The organism is Gardnerella leopoldii, from assembly GCF_003293675.1.
Classification (GTDB): domain Bacteria; phylum Actinomycetota; class Actinomycetes; order Actinomycetales; family Bifidobacteriaceae; genus Bifidobacterium; species Bifidobacterium leopoldii.
Genome location: NZ_CP029984.1, coordinates 1,471,348 through 1,497,074 on the forward strand (window position 1 = coordinate 1,471,348; position 25,727 = coordinate 1,497,074).

The 25,727-nt window shown below is 42.4% G+C and carries 27 protein-coding genes; 22 read left to right on the forward strand and 5 right to left on the reverse strand.

Annotation, left to right across the window (positions count from 1 at the left end):
* Positions 1 to 117 precede the first annotated feature (117 nt).
* From DOD25_RS05940 to DOD25_RS06040, 20 genes are all read left to right on the forward strand, one after another.
* A complete protein-coding gene (locus tag DOD25_RS05940; protein WP_101885842.1) occupies positions 118 to 1,149 on the forward strand; it encodes a homoserine O-succinyltransferase in 1,032 nt (343 codons plus the stop codon).
* Positions 1,150 to 1,348: 199 nt separating this feature from the next.
* On the forward strand, positions 1,349 to 2,203 hold the full coding sequence (gene atpB, locus DOD25_RS05945) for a F0F1 ATP synthase subunit A (protein ID WP_004105753.1): 855 nt from the start codon (positions 1,349 to 1,351) through the stop codon (positions 2,201 to 2,203).
* 100 nt (positions 2,204 to 2,303) lie between these two features.
* Positions 2,304 to 2,537, forward strand: coding sequence for an ATP synthase F0 subunit C (gene atpE / locus DOD25_RS05950; protein ID WP_101885843.1), 234 nt, complete (start codon positions 2,304 to 2,306; stop codon positions 2,535 to 2,537).
* A gap of 60 nt (positions 2,538 to 2,597) precedes the next feature.
* The gene (locus DOD25_RS05955; protein ID WP_101885844.1) at positions 2,598 to 3,140 is read left to right on the forward strand and encodes a F0F1 ATP synthase subunit B; all 543 of its coding nucleotides are present in this window, start codon (positions 2,598 to 2,600) and stop codon (positions 3,138 to 3,140) included.
* 98 nt (positions 3,141 to 3,238) lie between these two features.
* A complete protein-coding gene (locus tag DOD25_RS05960) occupies positions 3,239 to 3,820 on the forward strand; it encodes a F0F1 ATP synthase subunit delta (protein ID WP_004105743.1) in 582 nt (193 codons plus the stop codon).
* A 16-nt stretch (positions 3,821 to 3,836) separates the two neighbouring features.
* Positions 3,837 to 5,498, forward strand: coding sequence for a F0F1 ATP synthase subunit alpha (atpA, locus tag DOD25_RS05965; protein ID WP_032842365.1), 1,662 nt, complete (start codon positions 3,837 to 3,839; stop codon positions 5,496 to 5,498).
* Positions 5,499 to 5,501: 3 nt separating this feature from the next.
* On the forward strand, positions 5,502 to 6,506 hold the full coding sequence (locus DOD25_RS05970; RefSeq protein ID WP_004574170.1) for a F0F1 ATP synthase subunit gamma: 1,005 nt from the start codon (positions 5,502 to 5,504) through the stop codon (positions 6,504 to 6,506).
* Between the two features lie 6 nt (positions 6,507 to 6,512).
* The gene (gene atpD / locus DOD25_RS05975; protein WP_004105740.1) at positions 6,513 to 8,000 is read left to right on the forward strand and encodes a F0F1 ATP synthase subunit beta; all 1,488 of its coding nucleotides are present in this window, start codon (positions 6,513 to 6,515) and stop codon (positions 7,998 to 8,000) included.
* A 2-nt stretch (positions 8,001 to 8,002) separates the two neighbouring features.
* Entirely contained in the window at positions 8,003 to 8,317 is a 315-nt protein-coding gene (locus tag DOD25_RS05980) for a F0F1 ATP synthase subunit epsilon (protein ID WP_032835331.1), read from the forward strand.
* A gap of 863 nt (positions 8,318 to 9,180) precedes the next feature.
* The gene (locus DOD25_RS05985) at positions 9,181 to 9,366 is read left to right on the forward strand and encodes an antitoxin VbhA family protein (RefSeq protein ID WP_004105736.1); all 186 of its coding nucleotides are present in this window, start codon (positions 9,181 to 9,183) and stop codon (positions 9,364 to 9,366) included.
* 20 nt (positions 9,367 to 9,386) lie between these two features.
* Entirely contained in the window at positions 9,387 to 10,106 is a 720-nt protein-coding gene (locus DOD25_RS05990) for a Fic/DOC family protein (RefSeq protein WP_112928854.1), read from the forward strand.
* A 183-nt stretch (positions 10,107 to 10,289) separates the two neighbouring features.
* A complete protein-coding gene (locus DOD25_RS05995; RefSeq protein WP_080575116.1) occupies positions 10,290 to 10,442 on the forward strand; it encodes an ATPase in 153 nt (50 codons plus the stop codon).
* A 344-nt stretch (positions 10,443 to 10,786) separates the two neighbouring features.
* Positions 10,787 to 11,818 (forward strand): FAD:protein FMN transferase, encoded by a 1,032-nt coding sequence (locus DOD25_RS06005; protein WP_162720545.1) that lies wholly within the window; start codon positions 10,787 to 10,789, stop codon positions 11,816 to 11,818.
* Between the two features lie 256 nt (positions 11,819 to 12,074).
* The gene (locus DOD25_RS06010) at positions 12,075 to 13,793 is read left to right on the forward strand and encodes an FTR1 family iron permease (protein ID WP_112928856.1); all 1,719 of its coding nucleotides are present in this window, start codon (positions 12,075 to 12,077) and stop codon (positions 13,791 to 13,793) included.
* A gap of 95 nt (positions 13,794 to 13,888) precedes the next feature.
* The gene (locus DOD25_RS06015; RefSeq protein ID WP_112928857.1) at positions 13,889 to 14,533 is read left to right on the forward strand and encodes an iron transporter; all 645 of its coding nucleotides are present in this window, start codon (positions 13,889 to 13,891) and stop codon (positions 14,531 to 14,533) included.
* Positions 14,534 to 14,605: 72 nt separating this feature from the next.
* On the forward strand, positions 14,606 to 15,877 hold the full coding sequence (locus DOD25_RS06020; RefSeq protein WP_112928858.1) for a DUF2318 domain-containing protein: 1,272 nt from the start codon (positions 14,606 to 14,608) through the stop codon (positions 15,875 to 15,877).
* Positions 15,878 to 15,889: 12 nt separating this feature from the next.
* Positions 15,890 to 17,224: an ABC transporter permease gene (locus DOD25_RS06025; RefSeq protein WP_004574160.1), complete on the forward strand. Its 1,335-nt coding sequence runs from the start codon at positions 15,890 to 15,892 to the stop codon at positions 17,222 to 17,224.
* Positions 17,214 to 18,533: an ABC transporter permease gene (locus tag DOD25_RS06030; RefSeq protein ID WP_004574159.1), complete on the forward strand. Its 1,320-nt coding sequence runs from the start codon at positions 17,214 to 17,216 to the stop codon at positions 18,531 to 18,533. Before DOD25_RS06025 ends, DOD25_RS06030 begins: the two co-directional genes overlap by 11 nt.
* Before the next feature lie 50 nt (positions 18,534 to 18,583).
* Positions 18,584 to 19,429 carry an ABC transporter ATP-binding protein gene (locus tag DOD25_RS06035; protein ID WP_004105693.1) on the forward strand — a complete coding sequence of 282 codons (846 nt, stop codon included), beginning with the start codon at positions 18,584 to 18,586 and terminating at the stop codon, positions 19,427 to 19,429.
* Positions 19,430 to 19,474: 45 nt separating this feature from the next.
* Entirely contained in the window at positions 19,475 to 20,074 is a 600-nt protein-coding gene (locus DOD25_RS06040) for an FMN-binding protein (RefSeq protein WP_004105691.1), read from the forward strand.
* 56 nt (positions 20,075 to 20,130) lie between these two features.
* On the opposite strand, the gene DOD25_RS06045 is transcribed toward DOD25_RS06040, so the two are convergent.
* The gene (locus DOD25_RS06045) at positions 20,131 to 20,742 is read right to left on the reverse strand and encodes a hypothetical protein (protein WP_004105689.1); all 612 of its coding nucleotides are present in this window, start codon (positions 20,740 to 20,742) and stop codon (positions 20,131 to 20,133) included.
* Positions 20,743 to 20,935: 193 nt separating this feature from the next.
* Here DOD25_RS06045 and DOD25_RS06055 point away from each other — a divergent pair, with 193 nt between their 5' ends.
* Both DOD25_RS06055 and DOD25_RS06060 read left to right on the forward strand, forming a co-directional pair.
* Positions 20,936 to 21,676: a response regulator transcription factor gene (locus DOD25_RS06055; RefSeq protein ID WP_004105686.1), complete on the forward strand. Its 741-nt coding sequence runs from the start codon at positions 20,936 to 20,938 to the stop codon at positions 21,674 to 21,676.
* Complete coding sequence (locus DOD25_RS06060) at positions 21,670 to 22,887, forward strand: sensor histidine kinase (protein WP_112928859.1); 1,218 nt, start codon at positions 21,670 to 21,672, stop codon at positions 22,885 to 22,887. Before DOD25_RS06055 ends, DOD25_RS06060 begins: the two co-directional genes overlap by 7 nt.
* 81 nt (positions 22,888 to 22,968) lie before the next feature.
* On the opposite strand, the gene DOD25_RS06445 is transcribed toward DOD25_RS06060, so the two are convergent.
* The 4 genes from DOD25_RS06445 to DOD25_RS06085 form a co-directional block, all read right to left on the reverse strand.
* The gene (locus tag DOD25_RS06445) at positions 22,969 to 23,142 is read right to left on the reverse strand and encodes a hypothetical protein (protein WP_004105682.1); all 174 of its coding nucleotides are present in this window, start codon (positions 23,140 to 23,142) and stop codon (positions 22,969 to 22,971) included.
* Positions 23,139 to 23,432 carry a DUF2089 family protein gene (locus DOD25_RS06070; RefSeq protein WP_004574154.1) on the reverse strand — a complete coding sequence of 98 codons (294 nt, stop codon included), beginning with the start codon at positions 23,430 to 23,432 and terminating at the stop codon, positions 23,139 to 23,141. The genes DOD25_RS06445 and DOD25_RS06070 overlap by 4 nt, the downstream gene beginning before the upstream one ends.
* A 428-nt stretch (positions 23,433 to 23,860) precedes the next feature.
* Positions 23,861 to 25,033: a sensor histidine kinase gene (locus tag DOD25_RS06080; RefSeq protein WP_004574153.1), complete on the reverse strand. Its 1,173-nt coding sequence runs from the start codon at positions 25,031 to 25,033 to the stop codon at positions 23,861 to 23,863.
* 34 nt (positions 25,034 to 25,067) lie between these two features.
* Positions 25,068 to 25,721: a response regulator transcription factor gene (locus tag DOD25_RS06085; protein WP_004105678.1), complete on the reverse strand. Its 654-nt coding sequence runs from the start codon at positions 25,719 to 25,721 to the stop codon at positions 25,068 to 25,070.
* Positions 25,722 to 25,727: the final 6 nt, after the last annotated feature.

Genomic DNA, 25,727 nt, shown 5'->3' on the forward strand with positions numbered 1-25,727 from the left:
ATTTAGATTTGTCAACTTTCGGGCGTGTCTCGCTGTATTTGGTTAGAATTTTACGATTCGTGTACATGAGTGACATAGACATAATAAACATAAACAAGTGTGGAGTATAATAAACACATGCCTATTAAGATTCCTGAAGGATTGCCAGCGCGAAGCATATTAGATGCTGAGCGAATTTTTGCATTGGAACGCCCAGAAGCAGAACAGCAGGATGTTCGACCACTTCGTTTGTTGATTTTGAATCTTATGCCCAAAAAAATCGAGACAGAAACTCAGCTTTTGAGACTCATCTCTAAGTCTCCTTTGCAAGTTGACGTCGATTTTATGAAAACTTCTACGCATGTATCGACACATGTTAGCGCTGATCATTTAGTAAAATTCTATGAAAATCTTGACGCACTTCGTAACAACTATTACGACGGATTCGTTGTGACGGGCGCTCCTGTTGAGCATATGGAATTTGAAGAAGTCGACTACTGGCACGAATTTACGCAAATTCTTGACTGGGCATCAACACACGTTTTCTCAACAATGTATTTGTGCTGGGGCGCAATGGGTGCGCTTTACTATCGATATGGCGTAAAAAAGCATGTTCTCAGCAAAAAAGTTTTTGGCGTGTTCCCGCAATATTTGCAGGATGAGTACTGTTTTCTTACAAATGGTTTTGATGAAATCGCTTTACAACCGCATTCTAGAATAGCGAGTGTTGATGTTGACAGCATTTCTGCAGATCAGCGTTTACAAATTCTTACGTATGGTCCCGAATCTGGTCCGGGATTAGTTGCTACGCGTGATTTTTCTGAAGTTTTTGCGCTAGGACATTGGGAATATGGCAAAATGACTCTTGCGCAGGAATATGAGCGTGACATGTTAAAAGGTTTGAGCAACGTGCCATTCCCTTACAACTATTTCCCTCATGACGATCCAAAATTAGAGCCACTATTTTCTTGGCGTGCGCACGCGAATTTGCTTTGGCGCAACTGGCTTAATTGGGTGTACGAAACTACGCCTTACAATCTTTCTGATATTTCTCATTTAAGAGCTGCTGGAAGGCTTGGAACTGAACGTTCTATAAGGCATGAGCCGGCTTCTCCGCGCTCCGATAATTTTTATCCATTTGACGGCATTAAGTACGGTATGAACAAATAAATTTTGAAGTTGCGTAATTATGTACAAGCAAAGAGTACAATCAGCAATTAGATATATTTTTCGTTTCGTGCCCCGCGCCTTACGAAATATGAAACATATGATCTAGTTGATATATATGCCGCGAGAATGATTGAATTGAGTATGTGAGTGAGCGGCACTGAATTGAGGCGTGTGAACGGATTGCTATAAGGAGGCACTTATGGATGTGATGGTTGATGTTTTACAGAAGACCACGACTGTAGCTTCTACTGTAGCTTCGAATAAACCAGAGCTACCTGATATTAGTGAGTTTTTGCCTCCAGAGATTTTGTTCCAAGGCACTCCATTTGCCATGAACCGAATTGTTATGGTGCGTATTATTATGGCCGTAATCGTTATGATTATTTTTGGCATTGGAGCAGCTCGCGCAAAAGTGGTTCCAGGAAGATTCCAAAGCGTGCTAGAAATTCTAATGGACTTTGTGCGATTTAACATTGTGTACGAAATGATTGGCGAAGAGCGCGGCAAGCGTTATGTGCCAATGATAACAACTCTTTTTATAACAATATTTTTCTTTAATCTTTGCTCAGTTATTCCAGGCTTAAATATGGCTGCAACAGCAACTATTACAGGGCCATTAGTGTTTGCTCTTTGGGTTGTATGCCAATACTTAATAACTGGAATTAGAGAAAAAGGATTCCTAACGTTCTTCCGCGAATCCTTGTTCCCAGCAGGCGTGCCATGGCCAATTTACTTTATTCTTACGCCATTGCAGCTTCTGGAATTGTTGATTGTGCGACCACTTTCGCTTACAATCCGTTTGTTTGCGAATATGATTGCTGGCCATTTGCTGGTGGCCACTTGTCTAGTATTCACCAACTTCTTTGTGGTGGATTCCAGCAATAAACTCCTTGCCTTAGGCGGTGCATTATGGCTGCTTGGTGGCATTCTGTTTACAGTATTCGAAGTAATAGTCGCAGGCTTGCAGGCGTTTATTTTTACCGTTCTTGCATCTGTGTATATTTCGGAAAGTTACCCCGAGAAAGAAGAAAAATCTGCTGTTGCTATTGCATAAATAGGTAAAACTAATTAAAGCTAGTTAAAGCAAACAGATAAAACAGGTTTAATAATCTTAGGGTTTATAACTGGTTACTGTTCCTAAAGAAAGGAAACCAATGAATAGTATCATCGCTCTCGCAGGATTGACGGGCAACCTTAGCATTCTAGGCTTTGCTGTTGCTACTCTTTCCCCTGCTATCGGAATGGCAATGGTTGTAGCCAAGGCTATGGAATCCACTGCACGCCAGCCAGAAGTTGGCAACCGTATTCAGTTGTTCATGTTTATTGGCTTGGCATTCATTGAGGTTCTGGGCTTGCTCGGATTCGTTGCCTACATTATGGGAAGCTGAACCGAACGAAACAACTCGTTCCAACGCATACAAGTGTTGAAAGAATAGAAAGGACAAGCCATGGCATATGCAGCCGAAACTAATAAACTGGCGTTGTTCTTGCCGGAGCCTTACGACGTTATATGGTCGCTGGTTGTTTTAGTTGTTCTTGCAGCGTTTTTCTACAAGTTCGTTATGCCTAAATTCCAGGCAATTCTTGATGAGCGTGCAGAAAAAATTGAAGGTGGAATGGCTAAGGCTGCTAATGTGCAGCGTGAAGCAGATGAGTTAAAGAGCCAGATTGAAAACGAACTTTCTCAAGCTCAAACTGATGCTGCAAATACTCGTGAAGAGGCTCGATCGGAAGCTTCAAAAATTATTGGCGAAGCTAGACAACGCGCTGAAAAGGATGCTGCGAAGATTATCAGTGAAGCACAGCATTCTATTGAGGCTCAGCATAAGCATGCCATGTCCAGCCTCCAAGGAGAAGTGTCGGTTCTTGCAGCAGCTTTAGCTGGCAAGATTCTTGCATCCAAATTGGATGACGATACCGTCAGTTCCAAGATTATTGATCATGTGATCGATGAAGTTGGAGACACTAAAAATTCGGATCAAAGCAAGTAAAGTAATGTGCAAAACTGAATAATCGCAAAATAAAATTACGGTTATTTCGTTTTGTATTATTTGCGTTACTTCGTTTTTACAGAAACGAGGAGGTAAGAATGCCAGAAAAGGCAGCGCGAGTAAACGATAGTTTGTCGCGTTCTTCGCTTGCTCAGGCCATCTCAGATGCGCACGATGAAGCGCAGCGCATTTCGGACGAGCTTTCGTCAATGATGGACATGATTGATAAGTATCCTGAGCTTTCTGATGCGATTACTGATCCGAATAGGTCTTCGGAAGATAAGTCTCGCCTTATTGACGAGCTTATTGGAGGTAAGGCGCACCCTGTTGTATTGCGCATTATGCATTATCTAGTAGGAACTTGGCACGGAGGTGCCGAAAGCGGTAAAACAGGTAGCTTCGGCGGCGCTTGGTCAGGATTTGAGCGTGAAGCTGGAGAAACATTGGTTACAGTCACTACTGCTCAGCCGCTTACAGATAAGCAAATTAAGCGTTTGATTGAAATCTACAGCGATAAGTTGGGTCATCGTGCATACATTAACCCAATTGTGGATCCAAACGTGCTTGGTGGCATGCGTATACAAATCGGTGATCAAATAACCGATCGCACCATGTTGATGCAGCTTAAGCAGTTGCAGCGTTCTGCACGAAATGGTGCTTGGACACAGGCAGTGAAGTAGTAAATTAAGGAGAATTATGGCGGAACTATCTATTGATCCCGCCCTGATACGCAAGGCACTCGACGGGTTCGTTGACTCGTATAAGCCTGCAGACATGCCAACGCAAGAAGTTGGCTATGTTGTTACGGCTGGTGACGGCATTGCACACGTAGCTGGATTGTCCGGCTGCATGGCAAACGAGCTGCTCACATTCGAGAACGATACCTTGGGTCTTGCGTTCAACCTTGATGCACACGAAATCGGCGTTGTTATTCTCGGCGATTTTACAGGCATTGAGGAAGGGCAGGAAGTATACCGCACAGGCGAGGTGTTGTCTGTGCCGGTTGGTGACGCTTATCTTGGTCGTACCGTTGATCCGTTGGGTAATCCAATCGATGGTTTGGGTGCGATTGAGTGCAATGAGCGTCGTATTCTTGAAGCCCAGGCTCCAGACGTTATTCACCGTCATCCAGTCGATGAACCATTGTCTACTGGTTTGAAGGCTATTGACGCAATGACGCCAATAGGTCGTGGTCAGCGCCAGTTGATTATTGGTGATCGTCAAACAGGTAAGACTGCAATCGCAATAGATACGATTATTAACCAGCGGGCTAACTGGGAAACTGGAGATCCAAAGAAACAGGTTCGCTGCATTTATGTAGCAATCGGTCAAAAGGGTTCCACTATTGCTTCAGTGCGTCAAAGCCTTGAAGAAGCAGGAGCTATGAAGTACACCACAATCGTGGCAAGCCCAGCTTCTGATTCTGCAGGTTTTAAATACATTGCACCTTACACTGGTTCTGCAATCGGTCAGCACTGGATGTACAACGGCAAACACGTTTTGATTGTTTTCGATGATTTGTCGAAACAAGCAGAAGCATACCGTTCAATTTCCCTGCTTTTGCGTCGTCCACCTGGGCGTGAAGCTTACCCAGGCGACGTGTTCTACTTGCACTCTCGTCTGCTTGAACGTTGTGCTAAGCTTTCTGACGATTTGGGTGGCGGTTCTATGACCGGTCTTCCAATTATCGAAACCAAGGCAAACGATGTTTCTGCATACATTCCAACCAACGTGATTTCTATCACCGATGGTCAGATCTTCTTGCAGTCTGATTTGTTCAACGCAGGTCAGCGTCCAGCAGTAGACGTTGGTATTTCCGTGTCTCGTGTTGGTGGCGCAGCTCAGGCTAAGGCTTTGAAGAAAGTCTCCGGCATGTTGAAGATTTCCTTGGCTCGTTACAAGTCTTTGGAATCCTTCGCAATGTTCGCTTCTGATCTGGATGCAGCCTCAAAGGCACAGCTTACTCGCGGTGCTCGTTTGACTGAGCTACTTAAGCAGAAGCAGTTCTCTCCTCGAGCAATGGAGCAAGAAGTTGTTTCTGTGTGGGCTGGTACTCATGGAAAGCTTGACGATATTCCTGTGAAGGATGTGTTGCGTTTCGAAAGCGAATTGTTGGATTACTTGGATAAAGGAACCGACATTTTGCAAGTAATTCGCGATACTGAAGACTTCACTAAGGAAACTGAAGCTAAGCTTGATGCAGCCATTGATGATTTCCGTAGGACGTTTAAGACATCTGCTGGCAAACCTTTGATTGTAAAGGATTCTTTGCCGCCGGCTGAAAACCCTGCTCCTGTTGAGAAGGAACAGCTTGTAGCTAAGCCAAAAGCAGACAGTCGCGAGCCTGAGGGGAAGTAGCGTATGTCCTCCCAACTTGCATTGAAATCGAGAATTATTTCCACACAGTCTTTGGGTAAAATCTTTAAGGCTCAGGAAATGATTGCGTCTTCTCATATCGCTAAAGCGCGAGATATTGCGCTTAATGCTAAGCCTTATAGTGACGCAATTTTCGATGCCGTGCAGGCGTTGGTAGCTCATCACGAAGCAAATATTAAGCATCCTATTTTTGGTAAAGAGCATGCCGGCAATCGCGTAGCAGTTTTGGCTCTTACTTCTGATCGTGGTATGGCAGGTGCGTTTACGTCTTCGATTATTCGTGAGACTGAAGCACTTCTTGCAAAACTCGATGCAGAAGGTAAGCATGCAGAACTGTACGTGTACGGTCGACGTGGTGCAACTTACTACAAGTATCGCAATCGCGATGTGGCAGGTACTTGGGAAGGTTCTACTGACCATCCTGACGTTACTATTGCTGAAAAGATTTCCGATACTTTAATGGACGCTTATATGACGCCGGAAGCAGAAGGCGGAGTTTCGGAACTGTATATTGTGTTCACTGAATTTATAAATATGGTGAGGCAAAAAGTTCGTACGTTACGCATGCTGCCAGTTGAGCTGGTTCCTTTGAAGGACGGTGAAGAGTTTTCTATGCATCGTCCTGACTATGAAGCAGCATCTGGTCCTTCAGCAGCATTGTCGTCTACGAGCGCAGTTTCGGCTCGTGAAGAAGCAGTGAGTCGCAGCAATCCAGAAGCTGTGGAGTATTGCTTCGAACCAAGCCCGGATGAAGTATTGGATGCTGTTTTGCCGAAGTATATTCAGTCTCGTATTCACGAGTGCTTACTTACTTCTGCTGCTTCCGAAACGGCAAGCAGACAGAACGCTATGCATACGGCTACAGATAACGCCCGCAATTTGGTGGATGATTTGACAAGAAAGCTTAATGCTTCTCGTCAGGCATCCATTACTCAAGAACTTACCGAGATTATCGGCAGCGCTGATGCGCTGAATAATGAGGAGGATTAGGAGCATATGGCTGAAAATCAGACCACAGCGCCTCCAGAAGCTGAGCAGGAGGTCGATCCAACAGCTGGTCGCGTAACCCGCGTTCAGGGTTCCGTGATTGACGTTGAATTCCCAGTCGGCTATCTGCCGGATATTTACAATGCTCTCAAAGTCGATATTGCTACCGTTGGTAACACGGAAGGTGATACCGTTCACGAGATCACGCTGGAAGTTGAGCAGCACCTTGGTGATTCGACTGTGCGTGCAGTTGCTTTAAAGCCTACTGACGGTTTGGTTCGTGGTGCTTTAGTGCGAGATACTGGCGGTCCAATCTCTGTACCTGTTGGTGACGTTACTAAGGGTCACGTGTTCGATGTTACAGGCAACATTTTGAATGCTAAGCCTGGCGAGCATATTGAAGTAACTGAGCGTTGGCCAATTCACCGTAACCCACCTGCTTTTGATCAGCTTGAGTCTAAGACTCAGATGTTCGAAACTGGTATTAAGGTTATCGATTTGCTTACCCCTTACGTTCAGGGCGGTAAAATTGGTCTGTTCGGTGGTGCAGGCGTTGGTAAAACTGTGTTGATTCAGGAAATGATTCAGCGCGTTGCACAGAATCACGGTGGTGTGTCTGTGTTTGCTGGCGTTGGCGAACGTACCCGTGAAGGTAACGATTTGATTGGCGAAATGGCTGATGCTGGCGTTTTGGAGAAAACAGCACTTGTCTTTGGTCAGATGGATGAGCCTCCTGGGACTCGTCTTCGTGTGCCTCTTACCGCTTTGACTATGGCTGAGTACTTCCGCGATGTGCAGAATCAGGATGTGTTGCTGTTCATCGATAACATATTCCGCTTTACTCAGGCTGGTTCTGAGGTGTCCACTTTGCTGGGTCGTATGCCTTCCGCAGTTGGTTACCAGCCAAACTTGGCAGATGAAATGGGTGCATTGCAGGAGCGTATTACTTCTACGCGCGGTCATTCCATTACGTCGCTTCAGGCTATTTATGTGCCTGCAGATGATTACACTGATCCTGCACCTGCAACAACCTTTACGCACTTGGATGCAACTACTGAGCTTTCACGTGATATTGCAGCTAAGGGTATTTACCCAGCTGTGGATCCTTTGACTTCTACTTCTAGAATTTTGGATCCGCGTTACGTTGGTCAGGCTCATTATGATTGCGCAAACCGCGTTAAGGCTATTTTGCAGCGTAACAAGGAGCTTCAGGACATCATCGCTTTGATTGGTATCGATGAGCTTGGTGAGGAAGATAAGACTACTGTGAGCCGCGCTCGTAAGATTGAGCAGTTCCTTGGTCAGAACTTCTATGTGGCTGAAAAGTTCACTGGTCGTCCAGGTTCTTATGTGCCAGCAGACGAAACCATTGAGGCATTCACTCGCATTTGCGATGGTGTTTACGATGAGATTCCTGAGCAGGCATTCTCTGGTATCGGTGGCATTGATGATCTTGAGCGTCGTTGGCACGATATGCAGCAAGAGTTTGGTGCGTGATTATGTCGGAGAAGCAAGTAAAATCGCTGCACGTTAGTGTGGTGGCAGCCAGGCATCCTGTTTGGGAAGGTGACGCCAAGTTCGTGGTTATTCCTTCTGTGAATGGCGCTATGGGCGTGCTTCCTGGACATGAGGCTGTGCTTGCGTTGATTGATCACGGTTTTGTGAAGGTTGACGATTTGAAGGGTGTGCGTCACGTTTTTAAAGTGACAGACGGCTTCTTCTCTGTTGATTCTGATCATATTACTATTGCTGTTGAGCATAGTTGTAACGTTGATAAAGACGGCAACGTGCTGCCTAACGCTAAGGTGATTTAGGCTTACGTATAAGTGAAGTAAGCGAAAAGGCAGGAGTTTGGGTATCCCGAGCTCCTGCCTTTTGTTTTTGGCGCGCGTTGTAAAGTTTCTGACGTTTTTTGGTGTGTAGACGACTTTTTCTTTACTCGCGTGTAAAGTTTCTGCCGTTTTTCTGCTATTTCGCGACTGTTTCTTTACATGACTGTAAAGTTTCTGACGTTTTACAGCCTTAATCCGACCGAAACTTTACGCCGCTGTAAAGTTTCTGCCGCGCAGTGGTGCGAGGTTTGTTATGAGCTTTGGCTTGGTTTCGGTTTGAGCTTTGGTTTGGGTTTAGGCTTTGTTTTGGTTTGAGCTTTGGTTTGAGTTTAGGCTTTGGTTTGGGTTTTGGGATTGTGTTGGCGATAGTAGCAGTATCGCGCTCCAATTTGGGATCATCGTTAATTTTGTTTTCAGAATCGCAGTATGCAGTATTTTTCACTTTTGAAAATAGATGCGTAGTTTCACTTTCAAAACTTTAATATTTTTTCACTTTTGAAAGTGAGTACCTATTTGCGTTCGCGCGCGAAGGCTCTTTTCTTTATGCATTTTCCGATTGCGTTCTGTTTTTTGTGTTTTGCGGCTTGTGCAAATATCATCTGACTTCGCAAAATTAAAAAATTTTCAAATTTGCGAAGTGGGATTTGCTTAGTTTTAAAGTGCGTAAATCATGTTGCACCGAAACTAGTGGCGTTATGTTGCCGATGCTGGATTCGTCAAATCGCAAAATGTGCTGTAAGTAAAATGTGTTGTAATTGAATATGCTGTAATCAAAATGTATTGCACATAGTAAAATAGTTAATAGTTGTTTTTGATTTGGGTGCGTGTGTTGGCAGGGAGAAGAAATGATTGATAAAGAAACGCAACGTAGGCGTCAAGAAAATTTGGGTCTTGCAATAGCTTCAGGCAGACTTGAAGGCAATTCGCCTTCAAAAGAGTTTCTTTATGACGCAAATCAATATGCTAAAGGTCTTATAACCAGTGACGAATTTGTTGCTAGAATGCGTTCTAGATATGGCGTAATGGATTAAGTTATTGGGTTGTGTGCGTCGTGGAAACAGTTTTTGACCCTTATCTTATTCCTCACACAAGGGTATTGAAGAACAAATCTAATATAAATAATCAGATTGAATTAGATAAATATGAGAACGATGCTGTTCTCACAAGATGTTCTATTTTGTACGAAAATTTGCCGCATGCTGAAGGAACTGTTAAGCAATTGCAGTGGATTCATCATTATCTTTTCCAGGATGTTTACGATTGGGCTGGTCAGATTCGCACTATTGACATGTCTAAAGGCGGTGGCGAGCCGTTTCATCCGCTTGAATATATGGGCGTTGGGATTCGCTACTGTGAGCAAACGCTTAAAAATGATAATTTATTGCAAGGTTTATCTATTGACGAGTTTATTAGTACGCTAAGCGTAAATTACAATAATTTTAATGTTTTACACCCATTTCGTGAGGGCAATGGTAGAACGCAACGCGTTTTTTGGGATATAGTTGCGCGAGATGCTGGATACCATTTCGATTGGGGATTAATAACGCAGCGTGTTAACGACGAAGCTTCAATCCAGGCTAAAGATGCTAACGATACAAAGCTTCTTGAAGATATGTTCCACATTATTACAAAGCCTTTGCAGGTTGAGCTTTTAGCGCAGCAGCAGTTTGCGCATCTTGTTGAAGAAGAATACGAATACGCGCCGAATGTGGCTAGTGTTTTGCAAGATAAGGATTACGCTGCGTATAAAACTCGTTACGGCATAGATTGAATCTAGCAATTATGTATCGCTATAGTGTGCAATCTAAACTTGCAAAAATACAAAGTTTGAGTTATCAATAACCTAAACTTAGGAAAAATCGAAGTTTAGGTCATGAATGACTTAAACTTGTGAAAAGTTGATTTTGTTGCGACTTCTGCTTGCGAAAAGCTTTATATTCAAGTAACTGAAAGCATGATGGATGAGTCTATGCGCGAGCGAGAGTTAAAGCCGCTTCGGAAGATTCAGAATAATTATGAAAAGCTGGTTATTACTTTGAGTAAGGCTTTAGATGATGATTACGACGGCATTCGTGTTGAAAACATTGTTGATTGGTTGCTTAAGTAGCGTTGTTTATTTGTTTCTTAGCTAGTTGTTATGGGTATTCATTAAAACGCGTAAATCGTGCTACGCAGAAACGAGTTGCGTTATGTTGCCAGTGCCGTAAATATTTCTATAATGCGTTTTTGCAAAAATTTTGGTATAGATGAATATTTTTTGCACGCTATGCCTTCATTTTGCCAGAATGTAGGTATAGGCGAATGTTTTTGTGTGCTATGCTGCTATTTTTTAAAAATGTCGGTATAGAATGAGACTGTCTGTAAACTATGTCGACATTTTGCTGTTTTTGTTGTTTTGTTGCGGATTTTGACGAGTAACAGAGAGTTTTGACTTAGGGATTGAAGCAAGCGATGTTTAGGAATGTTGTTGCGATTGAGCGCGCGCTTGGAACGGGGATTATTATCTCTAGCAGCAAGCCGATTTCGCAGCGCGTGCAGAAGCGGATTCGCGCTTTTGTTGAAGAGTATGAATCGGTGCTTTCGCGCTTTCGTGAAGATTCGTTTGTTTCGCGCATGGCTCGTGCGGAGCATGGCGGTGAGTTTGAGTTTCCGGCGTGGACACAGCCGCTTTTTGCAATTTACGACGAGTTTTACGATGCCACTCGAGGAGCTTTCGACGCTTGTATTGGCGCGGATTTGCTTGCGCTTGGCTACGATAATTCTGTGCAATTCGTTCCGGAGCCGGCTGGCAGTGCGAACAAGGATAGTGGCAGTGTCAGTGGCAGCTGGAGCAAATATCGCCGCTCTCTTCCAGTTAAGTGGGCAGATATTTCTCGAGATGACAGCGGCACAACGCTTCACACAAATCAGCCAGTGCAGCTTGATTTTGGGGCAGCTGGGAAGGGTTATTTTGTAGATCTTGTAACGAATATTCTTAAAGACGAGCTTGGTGACGATTCGCTTTCGGATTGCGATTTTTTGGTAAATGCCGGCGGTGATATGCGCGCTTGCTTTAGCGATGAAGATTACCAAATAAAAGTTGCGCTGGAAAATCCTTTTGATACAACGCAAGCAGTTGGAGTGGCATCAATTGCAAGCGGAGCGTTGTGTGCTTCGTCTGCTGCAAGAAAGCGTTGGAAAGTAAAAGACGCAAATTGCCTTGCAGACAATGCTTTTGAATCTAATTTAATTGCAACTCATCTGATTAACGCTTTAGACGGCGTTCCTTCGCAAAAACTTTCTGCAAGCTGGGCGTATATTCCTGCTAAAACTTGCGCTTTTCCAACTGCTTATGCCGACGCGCTCGCAACTGCGCTTTTTGTTTCGCAAGAAAACGATTTGCAAAAAATCGTGCAAACTACAAGCGCTGAGTTTGCGGTAATCTCGCCAAATCATGCGCTTCGCAAAACGCGCGCATTCCCAGCGTATTTTTTTGCTGCATAATCGCAAAAAGATTGATAATTATCGTTATCAATATCATTTTTGTAATATTTGCGTGTTTTTTGCGTAGAACTATATCAATCTACATGATATGTCGATATTATGTACCTGTGGGGCCTTTGTAATGGCAAGTTTTAGTTGGGTGCGCTCAATTTGGGGTAGAGCGCGTAGATATGCAGAAATGCGTTAACGCAAAAGGCGTAAAACGCGTGAGAAGTGCGGAATCGCAAGAAGACGCGGAAGAACGCGAGGAGATGTTATGCGCGCGTATGTAAAAGTGCGCCGAATTATTCGTGACTCGGCTGCACTGATTCTGGCTGTGTGCATGTTGGTAGGTTGCATAGTGAGTTCGTTCGCTACAACTATTCCAGCTTTTGCAACAGATGCGGATCGTTCATATACTAGCTGGACAGAAGTTTCTAAAGCAATTAATAAAGAATTGCTACAAGGTCAATCAGAATACAATAGTGGCAATAATTCTGGAGCTGCAACTCGATTTGAAGCAGCATACAATTCCGTTTATGTTGCTTCTAACATGATTACGGTTGTGCGAGATGCAATCGGGCAGAATAAAGTTCAGGCACAAACTGATCAATTCCAGCAGCTACAAACGCTTGTATACCAGCAAAATCAAGGTTCACAAATAAGTGCTGTTTCAACGGCTCTTTCAGTGGATGTTGCACAAACTGCATCTAGTCTCGATGCCAACTTAAAAGTGGATAAGCCAAATGTTTATGCACAAAAGTTGCGTGCGCAAATTAAAGCAGAGCGCAAAAAGCTTGATGCTGCAAAAAAGAAAAACCTTGGGCGCAATGGTCGTACGTGGGGTCAAGTTGCTCGAGAAATGAACGTTATTCTCGACAAGTCTGTTGCAAAATACAAGTCTGCAAAAGGTAATAAAACTCAAGTAGCATCTGCAGTTGATTTAATTAATGAAGCCTATTACCAGTATTACGAAAAGCTTGGTTTCGAGAAGAACGTGATGAATGCAATAAGCGGAAGTCGCGTTTCGACTGTCGAGTATCAATTCAAAGAGTGCCGCCAAACAATGAACAACGGCGGAACTATTGAGCAAGCTAAAAAGTTCGTAACGGATCTTAAAGCGATGCTTATTGAAGACGCAGCAAAATTAGACAAAGGCGCATCTTCAAGCGCAAATCCATTTATGCAATTCATAACTAGCTCATTCGGTCAGGCTTTCGTAATTTTGCTTCGTGAAGGTTTGGAAGCGTTGCTAGTTGTTGCAGCAATTATTGCTTACCTTGTTAAATCCGGTCACAAGAATATGGTGAAGTATATTTACCTAGGTATTGCGGCTGGAATTGTGGCATCTCTTGCTGTAGCTGCACTATTCGGCTTGCTATTTAATGGTTCTGGTCCGCAGCAGGAGATTACAGAAGGCGTTGTTGCATTGTTCGCAATGCTTATGCTGCTTTACACGAGTAATTGGATGATTTCTAGATCTTCAGTGCAAGCATGGAATAAGTATATTAGTGAGCAAACAACGGCAGCAGTTTCTAAGGGAAGTTTGGTTTCTTTAGCGTTATTGAGTTTCCTTGCGGTGTTCCGCGAAGGTGCTGAAACTGTAATCTTCTATCAAGCAATCTTTGCAGTTTCAAACGGAGCTGACTCTATGATTTGGGGGGGCTTCATTTCCGCTGCTGCAGTTCTTGTAGTGATATTCTTGCTGATTCGTTTCGCATCTGTGCGCATACCAATTCGCCCATTCTTTACTGGAACAAGCGCTCTTATGTCTGTTCTCGTAGTAATTTTTGCGGGCGGTGGCGTGCACGCGTTAATCGAGGGCGATGCTCTCGAAGGAATGTATATTCAAGGCTTGCCAACTAACGATTGGCTTGGGTTCTATCCGTATGTTGAGACGATTGTTGCTCAAATTGTGGCAGCAATTGTTGTGATTTCACTGCTTTGCGTATCTATTGCGCGAAGTCGTGGGAAACGCGCGATAGAAAATAAATAAGCAAAACAACAAATAACCAACTAATAAATAATTAATAAACAACCAATAACAACAATTAAATAAAAGTAACTAACAACAAATACAGAAGGTTAGATATGAAGAATAATAAAATGACAGCAATTGCAGCTTTAGTTCTTGCTGGACTGCTTGCGCTCGCTGGATGCGGTTCCAATGGCAATTCAGCTAAAACTGATGCTAAGTCACAAGCAACCGAGCAGAAGTCTGATAACAAGTCTGATGACAAGGGCGGCGATAAGGGCTTTGAGGAGGTTCCAGTTGGTCCTCACCAAGATCAGAACATTGGACCTCTTACTATTGGTGCCGTGTACTTCCAGCCAGTTGATATGCTCCCAGCCGGTATGGGTTTGAAGGCAAGTGAAGCAAGCTTCCACCTTGAAGCCGATATCCACGCTAACCAAAAAGGTACAAAGCTTGGCTACGGTAAGGGCGAGTTCATTCCAGATTTGACTGTGAATTATGAGATTGTCGATAAGGCAAGCGGTGAATCCGTTGGCAAGGGTACTTTTATGCAGATGAACGCTTCCGATGGCCCTCACTACGGTGCAAACGTTAAGCTTGACAAGGCTGGAAATTACAAGCTCGTGCTTTCTATTGAATCCCCAGAAAAGAAGGGTTGGATGCTTCACGTCGATCCTGCTACCGGCGTAACCGGTCGCTTCTGGACTGAGCCAATTAAGGCAACCTTCGACGATTGGAAGTACACTCCTCGTCAGTGGTAGTGATAGCTAGTTAATAATTAGCGATTAATTAATAATTTTAGTAAATAATAAGTAACAGCAAAGGAGGGAGTTATGCTCAGACTGTTTGTGGCAGTTATGCCTGGGCTGCTCCCTCTTACGCTACTCACAATGGGATTAAGCACATCGCTCACTGTTGGCGAGGGGCGAGATAAGCCTCTAAGCGCACGTTGGAGATTGTATGGGCTGTCTGCAGGCACAGTTGCAGCTCTTATTTTTGCTATACTTCGCGCATCTGTGGTAATTAATCAGCGAAACTTTGTTAATATGCCGGCGTTGTGCATTGCAGTTCCGCTTGATATTGCTGCAATTATTGTGGTTATCTTTTCACACAAAATAGTAAGAAATTGGCGTAATTGCCCGCTTTTAATGCACATAAGTAACGCAATTGGTGCATGTTGCTTAGCGTTTACTGTGTTTTATGCTTTGCCAGATGTTATTTTGCAGCTTACTATTTTCGTAGATTCAAGCACTCCGCCTTTTACATCAGACATGTTGCTTCGAGCGCTTGGTTTTGTGCTTGGAGTTATTGCTGCTATTTGCTTAAGCCTTATGGTTCGTTCTTTGCGCACTACATCTAACGCGATTTCTTTCAAAATCGCTGTAGTTTTAAGCATGATTATTTTGCTAGTGCAGCACATAACTTCACTTTTGCAGATTATGCAAGGAAGCATTCTGCTTTATATGGATGACTTTTCTTTCAGCGTGCTTGTTTGGCTAATTAATAACGCTCCGTTAATGATTATGGCGCAAATTAGCGTGTTTATGATTCCTGCTGCTGCATCCGTAATAATCGGCTTTAAAACGGCTGTAGTTGGTGAAAATGCTGCAGAAATTCGCACGAAGCGAGCGTTTAAAAGGAAATCTCGAAAGTCTGCGCTCGCAGCTCTTTTGGCTGCTATCACAGTAATACTTACGCTTACTGTAGGCGTATCTATTATGAATATTAAACCAACTCTTACGCCTCCAGAACCGTACGAATTGCACGATGGTGTTGCGACTATTAATTACGTTCAAGTTTCAGATGGTCATTTGCATCGCTTCCAATACAAAGCAAAAGACGGCACTGTTATGCGCTTTATAATCATTAAAAAGAATGGTGGAGCGTATGGCGTTGGCTTGGATGCTTGCGAAAACTGTGGAGATGCAGGCTACTATGAAAAAGACGGTAAGATTATTTGCCGTAAATGTGACGTAGCAATTAATTTGGCAACTATCGGTTTTAAAGGTGGTTGCAATCCGATTCCGTTCCCGTATAAGGCTGGGCATGGCAAAATCACAATTCATACTGCTGATTTAGACGTGCTCAGTTCGCATTTTAAGTAAGGGAGAGTTGCTATGTTTATGATGCGCATGGTTGCTCGATCTCTTGTGCGGCAATTGAAAAAGCGTGTGTTAATTGCGCTCGTAGTGTGCTTAAGCGCGTGCGTTAGCGTGTCAATGCTTAGCGTTGTGTATGACGTTGGAGACAAAATTAACGCAGAGCTTAGTTCATATGGTTCAAATATTGTGGTTCAGCCAAAATCTAGCGCTGTTGTAAATGATTTGTATGCTTCTCGAGAGCAGATTGATACTAATGGTTCTGGGAGTTTAAAGGCTGCGGAAAGCCACGAGTCTACTGCTTCGCTAAAAGAATCTGATGCTGCAAAAATAAAAATGATTTTCTGGGCGTTTAATATCACTAATTTTGCGCCAAAAATAAAAGTTCACGCAAATCTTGAAGCGAAATCTTCTGGCGATTTGGTAGTGCCTATTATTGGAACTTGGTTTAATCGTAAGCTTGCGCTCGCTTCCGGGGAAACAACGGTTGTTGGTGTTAGGGGTTTGCGCTCTTGGTGGAAGATTAATGCAGGTCGTTGGGCAAAAGATAATAAATCTGAAGCAATGGTAGGTGCGCAGCTAGCTGAGCATTTGCACTTAAAAATTGGTCAGCGTTTGCGTTTGATTCGTGACGGGCGCGAGGTTTCGTTGCGCTTGGTTGGCATATACGATTCTGGCGACGACGATAATAACGCAATCTACGCAAGTTCTAGCGATGCTCAAAGCCTTGCAAATAAGCCGAATAAGGTTGATTCGATTGAAGTAAAGGCGCTTACTACTCCTGAAAATGATTTAGCGCGAAAGGCTGCTAAAAATCCGGCAGCGCTCAGCCAGGAAGAGTGGGAAACTTGGTATTGCACGGCTTACCCGAGTTCGATTACTTACCAAATTGAGGAGGTAATTCCTGGAGCTGTTGCAAAGCAGGTTCGTCAAGTTGCAGCTCTTCAGGGTAACGTATTAAATAAGACGCGCGCTGTTATGGTTTTGATGACTGCGTTAAGTTTAATTGCTGCGGCTGTTGCTGTGGCGAATCTTATGGCTGCTTCAATTTCTGAGCGTTCCGGTGAGCTTGCATTGCTTAAGGCTTTGGGTGCGCGTGATGGTGCTGTTGCTCGTCTTATGCTTATGGAAACTGCGGTTATTGCGTTTGGTGGAGCGTTACTCGGCATGGCTTTGGGATTTGCAGTGGCGCAGATTATTGGTTTTACAGTGTTCGACTCTGCGATTTTGTTCCGACCGATGGTATTTGTTCTGGTGTTCGTGCTGCTTGCGTTGACTGTGCTTGCGGCTGCAGGCTCGTCGATTCGTTCGATTTTGAGTGTGCGTCCTGCGGAGGTGCTTCATGGCAGGTAAATCTTATATGACTTCCAACAATTCTATGTTTATTACCATGCTATTTAGCGCGGTATTTCGTAGAAAATCGCGTGCTTTGATGGCTGTTATTGCAACGCTTGTTGGTGCTGCCACGCTGTTTTGTTTAGCTGCAATCTGCCTTGTTGTGCCTCAGCAAATGAGCGATGAAATGCGTGCGTATGGAGCGAATATTATCGTAACTCCAATTGAGGGCGAGTGGAAAAACGGTATTGATCGCGCAATGGTTTTGCACACAAATGATATGGTTCTTGCAAAAGGTGCTATGCGCTCTGCTACGTATCGTTACGAAAACGTGCGTATTAACGCAGCTCCGTATGTTTTAGCAGGAATAGACGTTCGTTCAGTAAAGTCGCTTAATAAGCATTGGAATGTAGACGGCTCTTGGCCTAGCAGTGGAAATGTTATGGTTGGGCGAGATGTAGCTCTTGCGATGGGCTTAAAAATAGGTTCTCGAATTGCGATTGCGTATAGATCCTCGGATAATACTGCCGGCTCGCATAAGCCAGCAGAGAAGTCTGAAAATAAGGCTGCAAATAAATCTGCAGATAAACCAGCGCAAAATTCTGTTGCAAATTCTTCAGAAGAATCTGCACAAAATTCATCTCAACAAAAGCTCGTTGAAGGCAGAGTCTCAACAGATATTATGGATACTCACGGCACAACTTTCCGCGTTTGTGGCATTTTGGACACAGGCGGCGCAGAGGATTCCATGTTATATGCGCTAAACGCAGATGTAAATTCTCTTACAGGAGTTAAGCGTGGTACGGATGTTATTGCTTACTCGTCTTCTGCTCCTAGTGTTGATGCTGTTGTGAGAAGTATTAACGACATGACTTCTATGCGTGTGCGCGCTCAGCAAGTTACTAAAGTTACTGCTGCTGACACTGGTATTATCACTATGCTTCGCAGCCTGTTCTGCATTGTGTCGCTAGTTGTTCTAGTGTTGATGATGGTTGGCGTGAGCACTACGATTTCTTCGATTGTGCAACAGCGTCGAAATGAAATTGGTTTGCGCAAAGCTTTGGGTGCGAGCGCACGGAGTATTGGCGTGGAGTTTACTGCTGAAGCTGGATTATATGGCTTCGTTGGTGGCGTTGCTGGTACCGCAGTAGGGTATGTGTTTGCACGTTTGCTTGCAGCAATGGTGTTCTCTAGAGATTTGGGCGTGAATTGGTGGCTTGTTGCGTTCTCGGTGGCGTTTAGCATTATTGCATCTTGCGTTGCTGCGTTGCCGCCTGTTTTGCGCGCTTCAAAGATCGATCCTGCGATTGTGCTTCGAGAAGAATAATTTTAAGCGTAAATTTAGAGATTGTTTAAGATTTGAGTTAAGGATTTAATATGACAGAGAATGTAGAAAATAAGTTGGAAGGCGCGGAGTCTAAGCCAAAAATGCTGTTGACTTTGGATCATATTTCCAAGATTTACGGATCTCTTCGCGCGGTTGACGATTTGTCGCTTACTGTGCCAGAAGGCGAGTGGCTTTCTATTGTTGGCTCGAGTGGCTCTGGCAAAACAACACTTATGAACATTATTGGCTGCATGGATTCGCCTTCCAAGGGTTCCGTGTCTTTGCAAGGTCGCAAACTTGAGGATTTGAATGCCGGTCAGCTTGCTGACGTTCGTAAAAACGTAATTGGCTTAGTTTTTCAAAAGTTTTATCTTGTGCCGCATTTAACGGCAGTTGAAAACGTGATGGTTGCGCAATACTATCATTCTGTTGTTGACGAAGCTCAGGCAATGGATGCTTTGGATCGAGTTGGCTTGAAGGACCGCGCTCACCATTTACCAAGCCAGCTTTCTGGCGGCGAGCAGCAGCGTGTGTGCGTTGCTCGCGCGCTTATTAACTGTCCGAAGTTGCTGCTTGCGGATGAGCCGACTGGTAATTTGGATGAAAAAAATGAGCAGATTGTGCTCGATTTGTTTAAGCAGCTGCACAATCAAGGGACTACGATTATTGTTGTAACTCACGATTCTCTGGTTGCTCAATGCGCGGATCGCGAAATTATGCTTAATCACGGTGTGCTTGTTGGTGAGCGTTGGAATAATGAGAGTGCGCGCAAAGCGTACGAGGCGATTGGTGGCAAGCCTGCGTTTACGAGTGCTCACGTTGATGAAAGTGTTGTGGAAGCTTTGCAAGACCATGAGCCTACTAAGTCGCCTAAATTAGCGAATTTAGATGATTAGTTGCGCAAGATTTTAAAATATACAAGATTTAAAGGCGATGATTTTATGATTTCAGATAATATGTTTCACGATGTTTCACGCGATGATTTGAAATCCAAAAAAGTTGCAAAAACCGTTGCTACGCTTGCAATTGTAGCTGCATCTTCTGCTATGTTGTCGGCTTGCGGTGAACCTAGTGCTGTGCCAATGAATGATGAGTTTGCTGGCAATTCTGGTCAGAGTGCAGATGATGGTGGTAATCCTTCAGGCAAGTACAATGCTGGTGCTCAGCAATCTAAGTCTTCAGCTCAAAGTGAAGATTCTGGGGATTCTAAAAACCAGTCTAAAACTGATACTGGTAATTACAAAGATGGTGACTATAAAGTCAAAGCTACGTATGGTCCTGTTGCAGAAGACAGTTTTGATGTACGCTTAAGCGTTGCAAATGGAAATGTTAGCGATGTGCAGATAACATCTCATCCGTTTACGCCGATTTCAAAAGGCCACATGGACGCATTTTCAAAAGCTATACCTGGCAAAATTGTTGGAAAGTCACTAAAAGATTTGCATATTTCGGTTGTTGCTGGAGCAAGTTGGACTAGCGATGCCTTCAACAAAGCGCTTGATGTTGCTCGCCAAGAGGCCTCAATTCAACCCGTGCAATAAATGTACTCAAAACTTAGTGCTCAACGTAATGGTAGATTGCCAATAAGCTTAAATCCTTAAAAATCGCTTTTATCCGTAGGGTGACCTTGTGGGCGCTTTATGACTCGACACAAAATCACTAATGCTAAGACACCATTTGCAATTCCGTAGTAATAAATCCAAGGAACGTGAATAAGCCCACAAATAAAGCATGTAATAATATTTGTTAAATTATTTGAGTAATTGTTAAGTATTTGCTTATTTTGCAATTCGACTTTTTTGCGTTTTAGTGCGACAACTTTGTTTTCTTCGGCACTTTCGCTTTTGTCGTTTTCTGAGCCGTAGCTGTTTTTAACATTGTTGTCATAGTTATCGCAATTATCGCAGCTATCGTAATTTTCAGTATCGCAAGCCTTTTTGCTGCCTGTGCTCTTAAGTTCACTATCTCTACTTATACTGTTAGTGTTATCGCTATCAAGCTCAGCTATATTATTTGTGTTACTTGCATTTTCGCCTTCAAGAACATTTTTGCGCAAGAAAAAATATGCATAAGAATACATTGCAACAGAAAGGAGTCCTAAAACAAGCCACAAAACAAAAAAGCCAAAACTACGCATAAAAGCAGCTGCTGAGGCAAACGCCATCGCAGCTACTTCTGCGGAGTGCAATACTACTAGTCGTTTTGTCATATAATCCTGCTGCAATCATTATTGAAAATGAGTTTTCAACGCAACCAAAAGTCGCATACTGTCACTTATTATAATCACATTTGACTTACATGCATTACTTGTAATCATTTCTTGCTACACAATTTGCTCTATTTTGTGCGCACTTATAAAGTAAAATATAAGAAAAGTAGCGTGAAATTGCAAGAAAGCCATTATGCCAAAAACGTATGCAATAGTAGATAACGATCCATTAGTTTTAGCGGTTATGCGAAACGTGCTCAGCAAGCTTTTGCCAAGCGAGTACGCGTGCAAATGGTGCGTAAAATCTGGAGCGCAAGCTTTGGAATACTGCCAAGTAGCAAAAACTACTCCGGATTATATTTTGATTGATATGTCAATGAAAGACATGTCTGGAGTAGACGTAATACGCGCAATTCGTGAGAAAAACAATAGCATTATTTTAATTGGTATGACTTCGTATGACTGCAGATCCTATGCTTCGTCAGTAGCGCAAGTTGGTGGGCAGGCAATGGTTGCTAAAGACAATTTCAAAGGTTTGGCAGAAGCTTTGCAATATTGCGATAATCAGCACGTGTATGGCTGCCGTTGCGTTAAAGACGTTGCTTACGATTTTGCTACACCGCAAGAATCTTTTATTAGGCTTTCTAAATCAAGATCGCGTAGCGTTTTGCCGCCTCAAGAACTAAAAATCATGGATCTGCTTGCTAAAGGCTACACAACGAATCAGATTGCGGCTCAACTTGGTCTTATGCCAAACACTATTAACACGCATATTCATAGAATTTACAAAAAATTGCATGTTTCTAACCGAGTGCAAGCAATATCCGCATTTGCTGCAATGCAAAATCGTGAGCAAAATAGCAATCTGCAATATTTGAATGATTCGCCGCAGAATCATACGAATATTTTGCAAGAAACGGATAACGCATGTTAATGAAAACATTTTCGCGCGTTATTGAGTTGGTTAAAAGCTGGAAAATTCAGCGAACTTTATTCATAATATTGGCGATTCTTGTAGTGTCAATGGATGTGCAATCTTGTAATACAGCTGGGTTGTGGCACAATCCATTACAATCTGCGTGCCAATACGTTTGGATGTTTGCAACTTTTCTTATGATTGCTTTTCCGCGTCAAATATCACTCGTAACTCCGATTTTTTATTGCGTAACGTTAGCAGTACCAGGCGTAAATGCAACTTGTGTGCTTTTTGCGCTGCTCTCTGGCATGCTTGTTGCAGGCTTTTACGATTCGTGGAAGTATTTGCTTTGCGCTTACATAGTTTCGCTTAATATTATGTACTTTGCAAAAATGGCGTACATTCCGCTTACTTTTCCTTGTTTTGTTCTTATTTCTATGATTTGTGGCTACGCTTTGCACAAATATTTGAACATGTTGGAAGAAAATAATCGCGCAAAAATGGATATTGTACGGAGTAAGTTCCAGTCTTATATTGCGTCTGTTGCGTTGCAATTGCATGACGATGTGAACAATGAGATTACTGATATTACGTTGCTTGCGACGGATGCTTTATATGTTGAGAACAATGAACATACAAAAGAATCGTTAGAGCAGATTATTGAACATTCGCGTAATGCACTTTCCAAAGCGAGACTTGTTATCAGCCTGCTTGAGCAAGCTGAACAAAAGTATGATGATTCTTTAGATTCAAATATTGCTAGTACGCAGTTTGTTTATAGTTCTAATAACAATGATTGCATGAATTTGACTGATCTTTTATGCAATATTCGTGCGCGTTTACAGGCTGAACGGCAAATTTGTGAGCAGCTTGGGTACTATGGCTCTTTAATAGTGGTTGATAAAAGTTCGGGGAGTGGTGATTTTGCTGCATCTGCAACTGTTAGTACTGAAAAAGCTCAATGTGCTATTCGCATGTGCAGCGAGTTGCTTACTAATATTCGCAAGCATTGCAATACTAGCGTTGACTTTTCTATGAACGTTACTGTTGATGAGCGAGAATGCAAAATAATGTGCATGAATTCGTTGTCGAATAAGTTTGGTGGAAGGCTTGTTTTTGGCAAAGGGTTACTATTCCACAAAAAATCTGTGGAACGTTTAGGTGGATCTTTAAACGCGCAAAAAGATGATGACACTTGGCTGGTCAATGTTGTTATTCCACTAAACTAGCAGTACTTAAACTCTCGAGTTATCGTGGCAGTTTTTGCGAATTTTGCAATTTTTGCCACGATAACGTGTGATTTTTGTGTTTTATAAGTCTTGTAATACAATTCTTTTATCTTCTGCAGACTGCTTAGATGACTTATCGTCTTTTTTAAGAGAATGCGCATATCGAATAAGACTTCTTGCAATAAAGAACACTAATACGCATATAACAAGTGCAATAAGAATGTCAATTATTGGACCAAATAATGCATAGCTCATGATTCATCCTTTCTTTTTCTATATTCGTTTATGAGTGTTCGAGCTGTGTCAACATCGTATTTATCGTCAATAGCAAGACTCTTTACTAAAAGAACGAACGGGTCTTCTGGTTCATTGTCGCTTATGTGCAGCTTTTCAATGAGCCGGTTAAGCCTGATTCTCATCGTTGGGTAAGAGACTTGATACATTTGCGACATTTCTTTTAACGATCCAGACGATAATACAAAGTTCTTTATAAACGACATATCTTCGTCTGTGAGATTAGCCATCCATTTTGGAATATGATCCATATCACCCCTTTCGTCAACCTATAAAACTTTAATTAAATTAAACTTTTATTAAAAATATTAAAGTTGTTATATGAGTTTGTCAAGAATAAACATGAGAGATATGACACAAAGCGGCATTTTTATGTCGCCAATGGATACAAAATTTAGTCATTTTGCTTAGAGCTAAGAACGTTCAATAAGTTTATAATTTCATCAAGTTCGCTTGAAAATGTTATTCCTTTTGTATAACTATATTTTTTAAGCAAGTTATCGTGGCAAAAATTGCAAATCTTACAAAAACTGCCACGATAACGTGTATGACATAGCAACGAAACAGCATTCTGCATTGCAAATTAACCGCTTACTTGCATCTTCTGTGCAAAGCTTCGTCCAAATACTCGATTAAAACGTGTCCAAATACTCGATTAAAGCGCAAGAAAGCACAATGACTATTTCTCTACATGAAGTGGAACATGTACATTAATAATCCACGAATCGCCATCTTCAATAACTTTAAAAGTTCCGCCAACTCGTTCCGCAAGCATCTTATGAAAACGCAGTCCATATCCTAATTGCAAGTTAGCAAGAACGCCTCGTTGCGCACTATTTATACACGTAATATGACATTCATGGTCATTAAGCATTACATTCATGGCGTATTCTTTAGGTTTTGCAGCATGCTTTTTTACGTTCGCAAGCAGTTCTCGGCAAATATACTCAATCTGAGCACATTCTTCAAAAGGCAAATGTGCTGATCTCGAATTTTCAGTAGCTAAATCACTACTCAAGTCAATGGAACCAATATAGTCAAGCTTTTCAAATGACTTTTGTTCACAGTCAAATAAAACACGTAAGCCTGTGCAAAAATCTTTATAAAATGTAGTCGATTGCATAACATCGCCAGTGCTTGCAGTTGTAGCATTGTCAAGAAGAGAAATAATATTACGTGCTCTATGAACAGTTGTAGTAGCACGTTGAAGAATCTCTCGCGAATTTTCATGCTCTTGGTCATGAGTTGTTTGAGGTTCAATAGATTGTTGAGCTATCATCATAATGCTGGAAAGCTCATTAGTTACTTCATCGTGCATGCGAATTGCTGCAATAGTGGCATATTTTTGAAAAATGTTGTAACGCTGTGCAAATAACTGTTCTTGCTGTTGGTGAATAGTGGAAATATAGTATTTTACGATTGCGCTAGAAATAAGAGTGATAAGAAGCCACCACGCTAACACATAAGCGTTTTGAAAATCGCAGATAATAAAGAACCATGAAGAAACTCCGCAAGAAGAAAGCACAGTGTACCAAGGTTGAGTAATTACAGCAATTGCTAAACAAATCAATATGGTAAGCATCATAGATGAGTAGTTGATATTTGGCGCAATAATTACCAACGGCATCCAAATAAGCACAATAAAAGATGCTTTACGAGGCCATATTGCAATACATAAGCAGATTACAATCCATACTATTTCAACCGTAATTGCATGCCAATTAGAGTAGTAATGAAGATTATTATAGGAACAAATTTCAAGAATCAAAGTACAACTTATGATTGCGCCAATTCCAATTTTCTGCCAGGCATCATGCGGCAAAAAATTGATCATACGCGTTAATAATTTCATAACTACCTACTTTTACATGTTAATTTCTTACACGTTATATGTCATGCGAATATTTTGCGAGCGCAGCGAGCGCTTGCATACGACTTTTAACTTGAAGTTTTCCATAAATACGCCGTAAGTGCGTGTTGACTGTTGAAACTTTCACATTAAGCTGATCTGCAATCTCTTTCGTAGAAGATCCCTGTTTGCACAAGCGCATAATTTCCGATTCTTGAGGAGACAAAACTGAAGTCTTCGGAAGTTGAGAAATCATATTGAATGATTCTTGCGGAGTGTGAAAATAGTCAATATATTGTGGCAATTCTGGGCAACCGTAGCTTGTTGTGCGCGATTGAATAGCTGCAACTATGTCTGCTAAATTGTCTTTATGTACTAGCGCTTGACCACCCGACTTAGCAACTTGCAATACGTATTCATCCAGCATGTAGGAAGTAATGCCAATCAAAACAATATTGCTATTGCGCTCGCGAATTGCCTTAATTACATCAACACCACTCATTTCTCTCATTGACATATCTACTAAAAGTATGTCAGGAGTATTTTCTGTAACGCAACGATGAATAGCTTGTTTTGCAGAAGAACACATCCATGCACAAACAAAGTTTTCAGGCAAACGACTTCTCAGAAGAAGTTGCATATATCGCAATACAAGCGTGTCATTATCAACAATTGCGTAAGTAGTGTTCATACAATA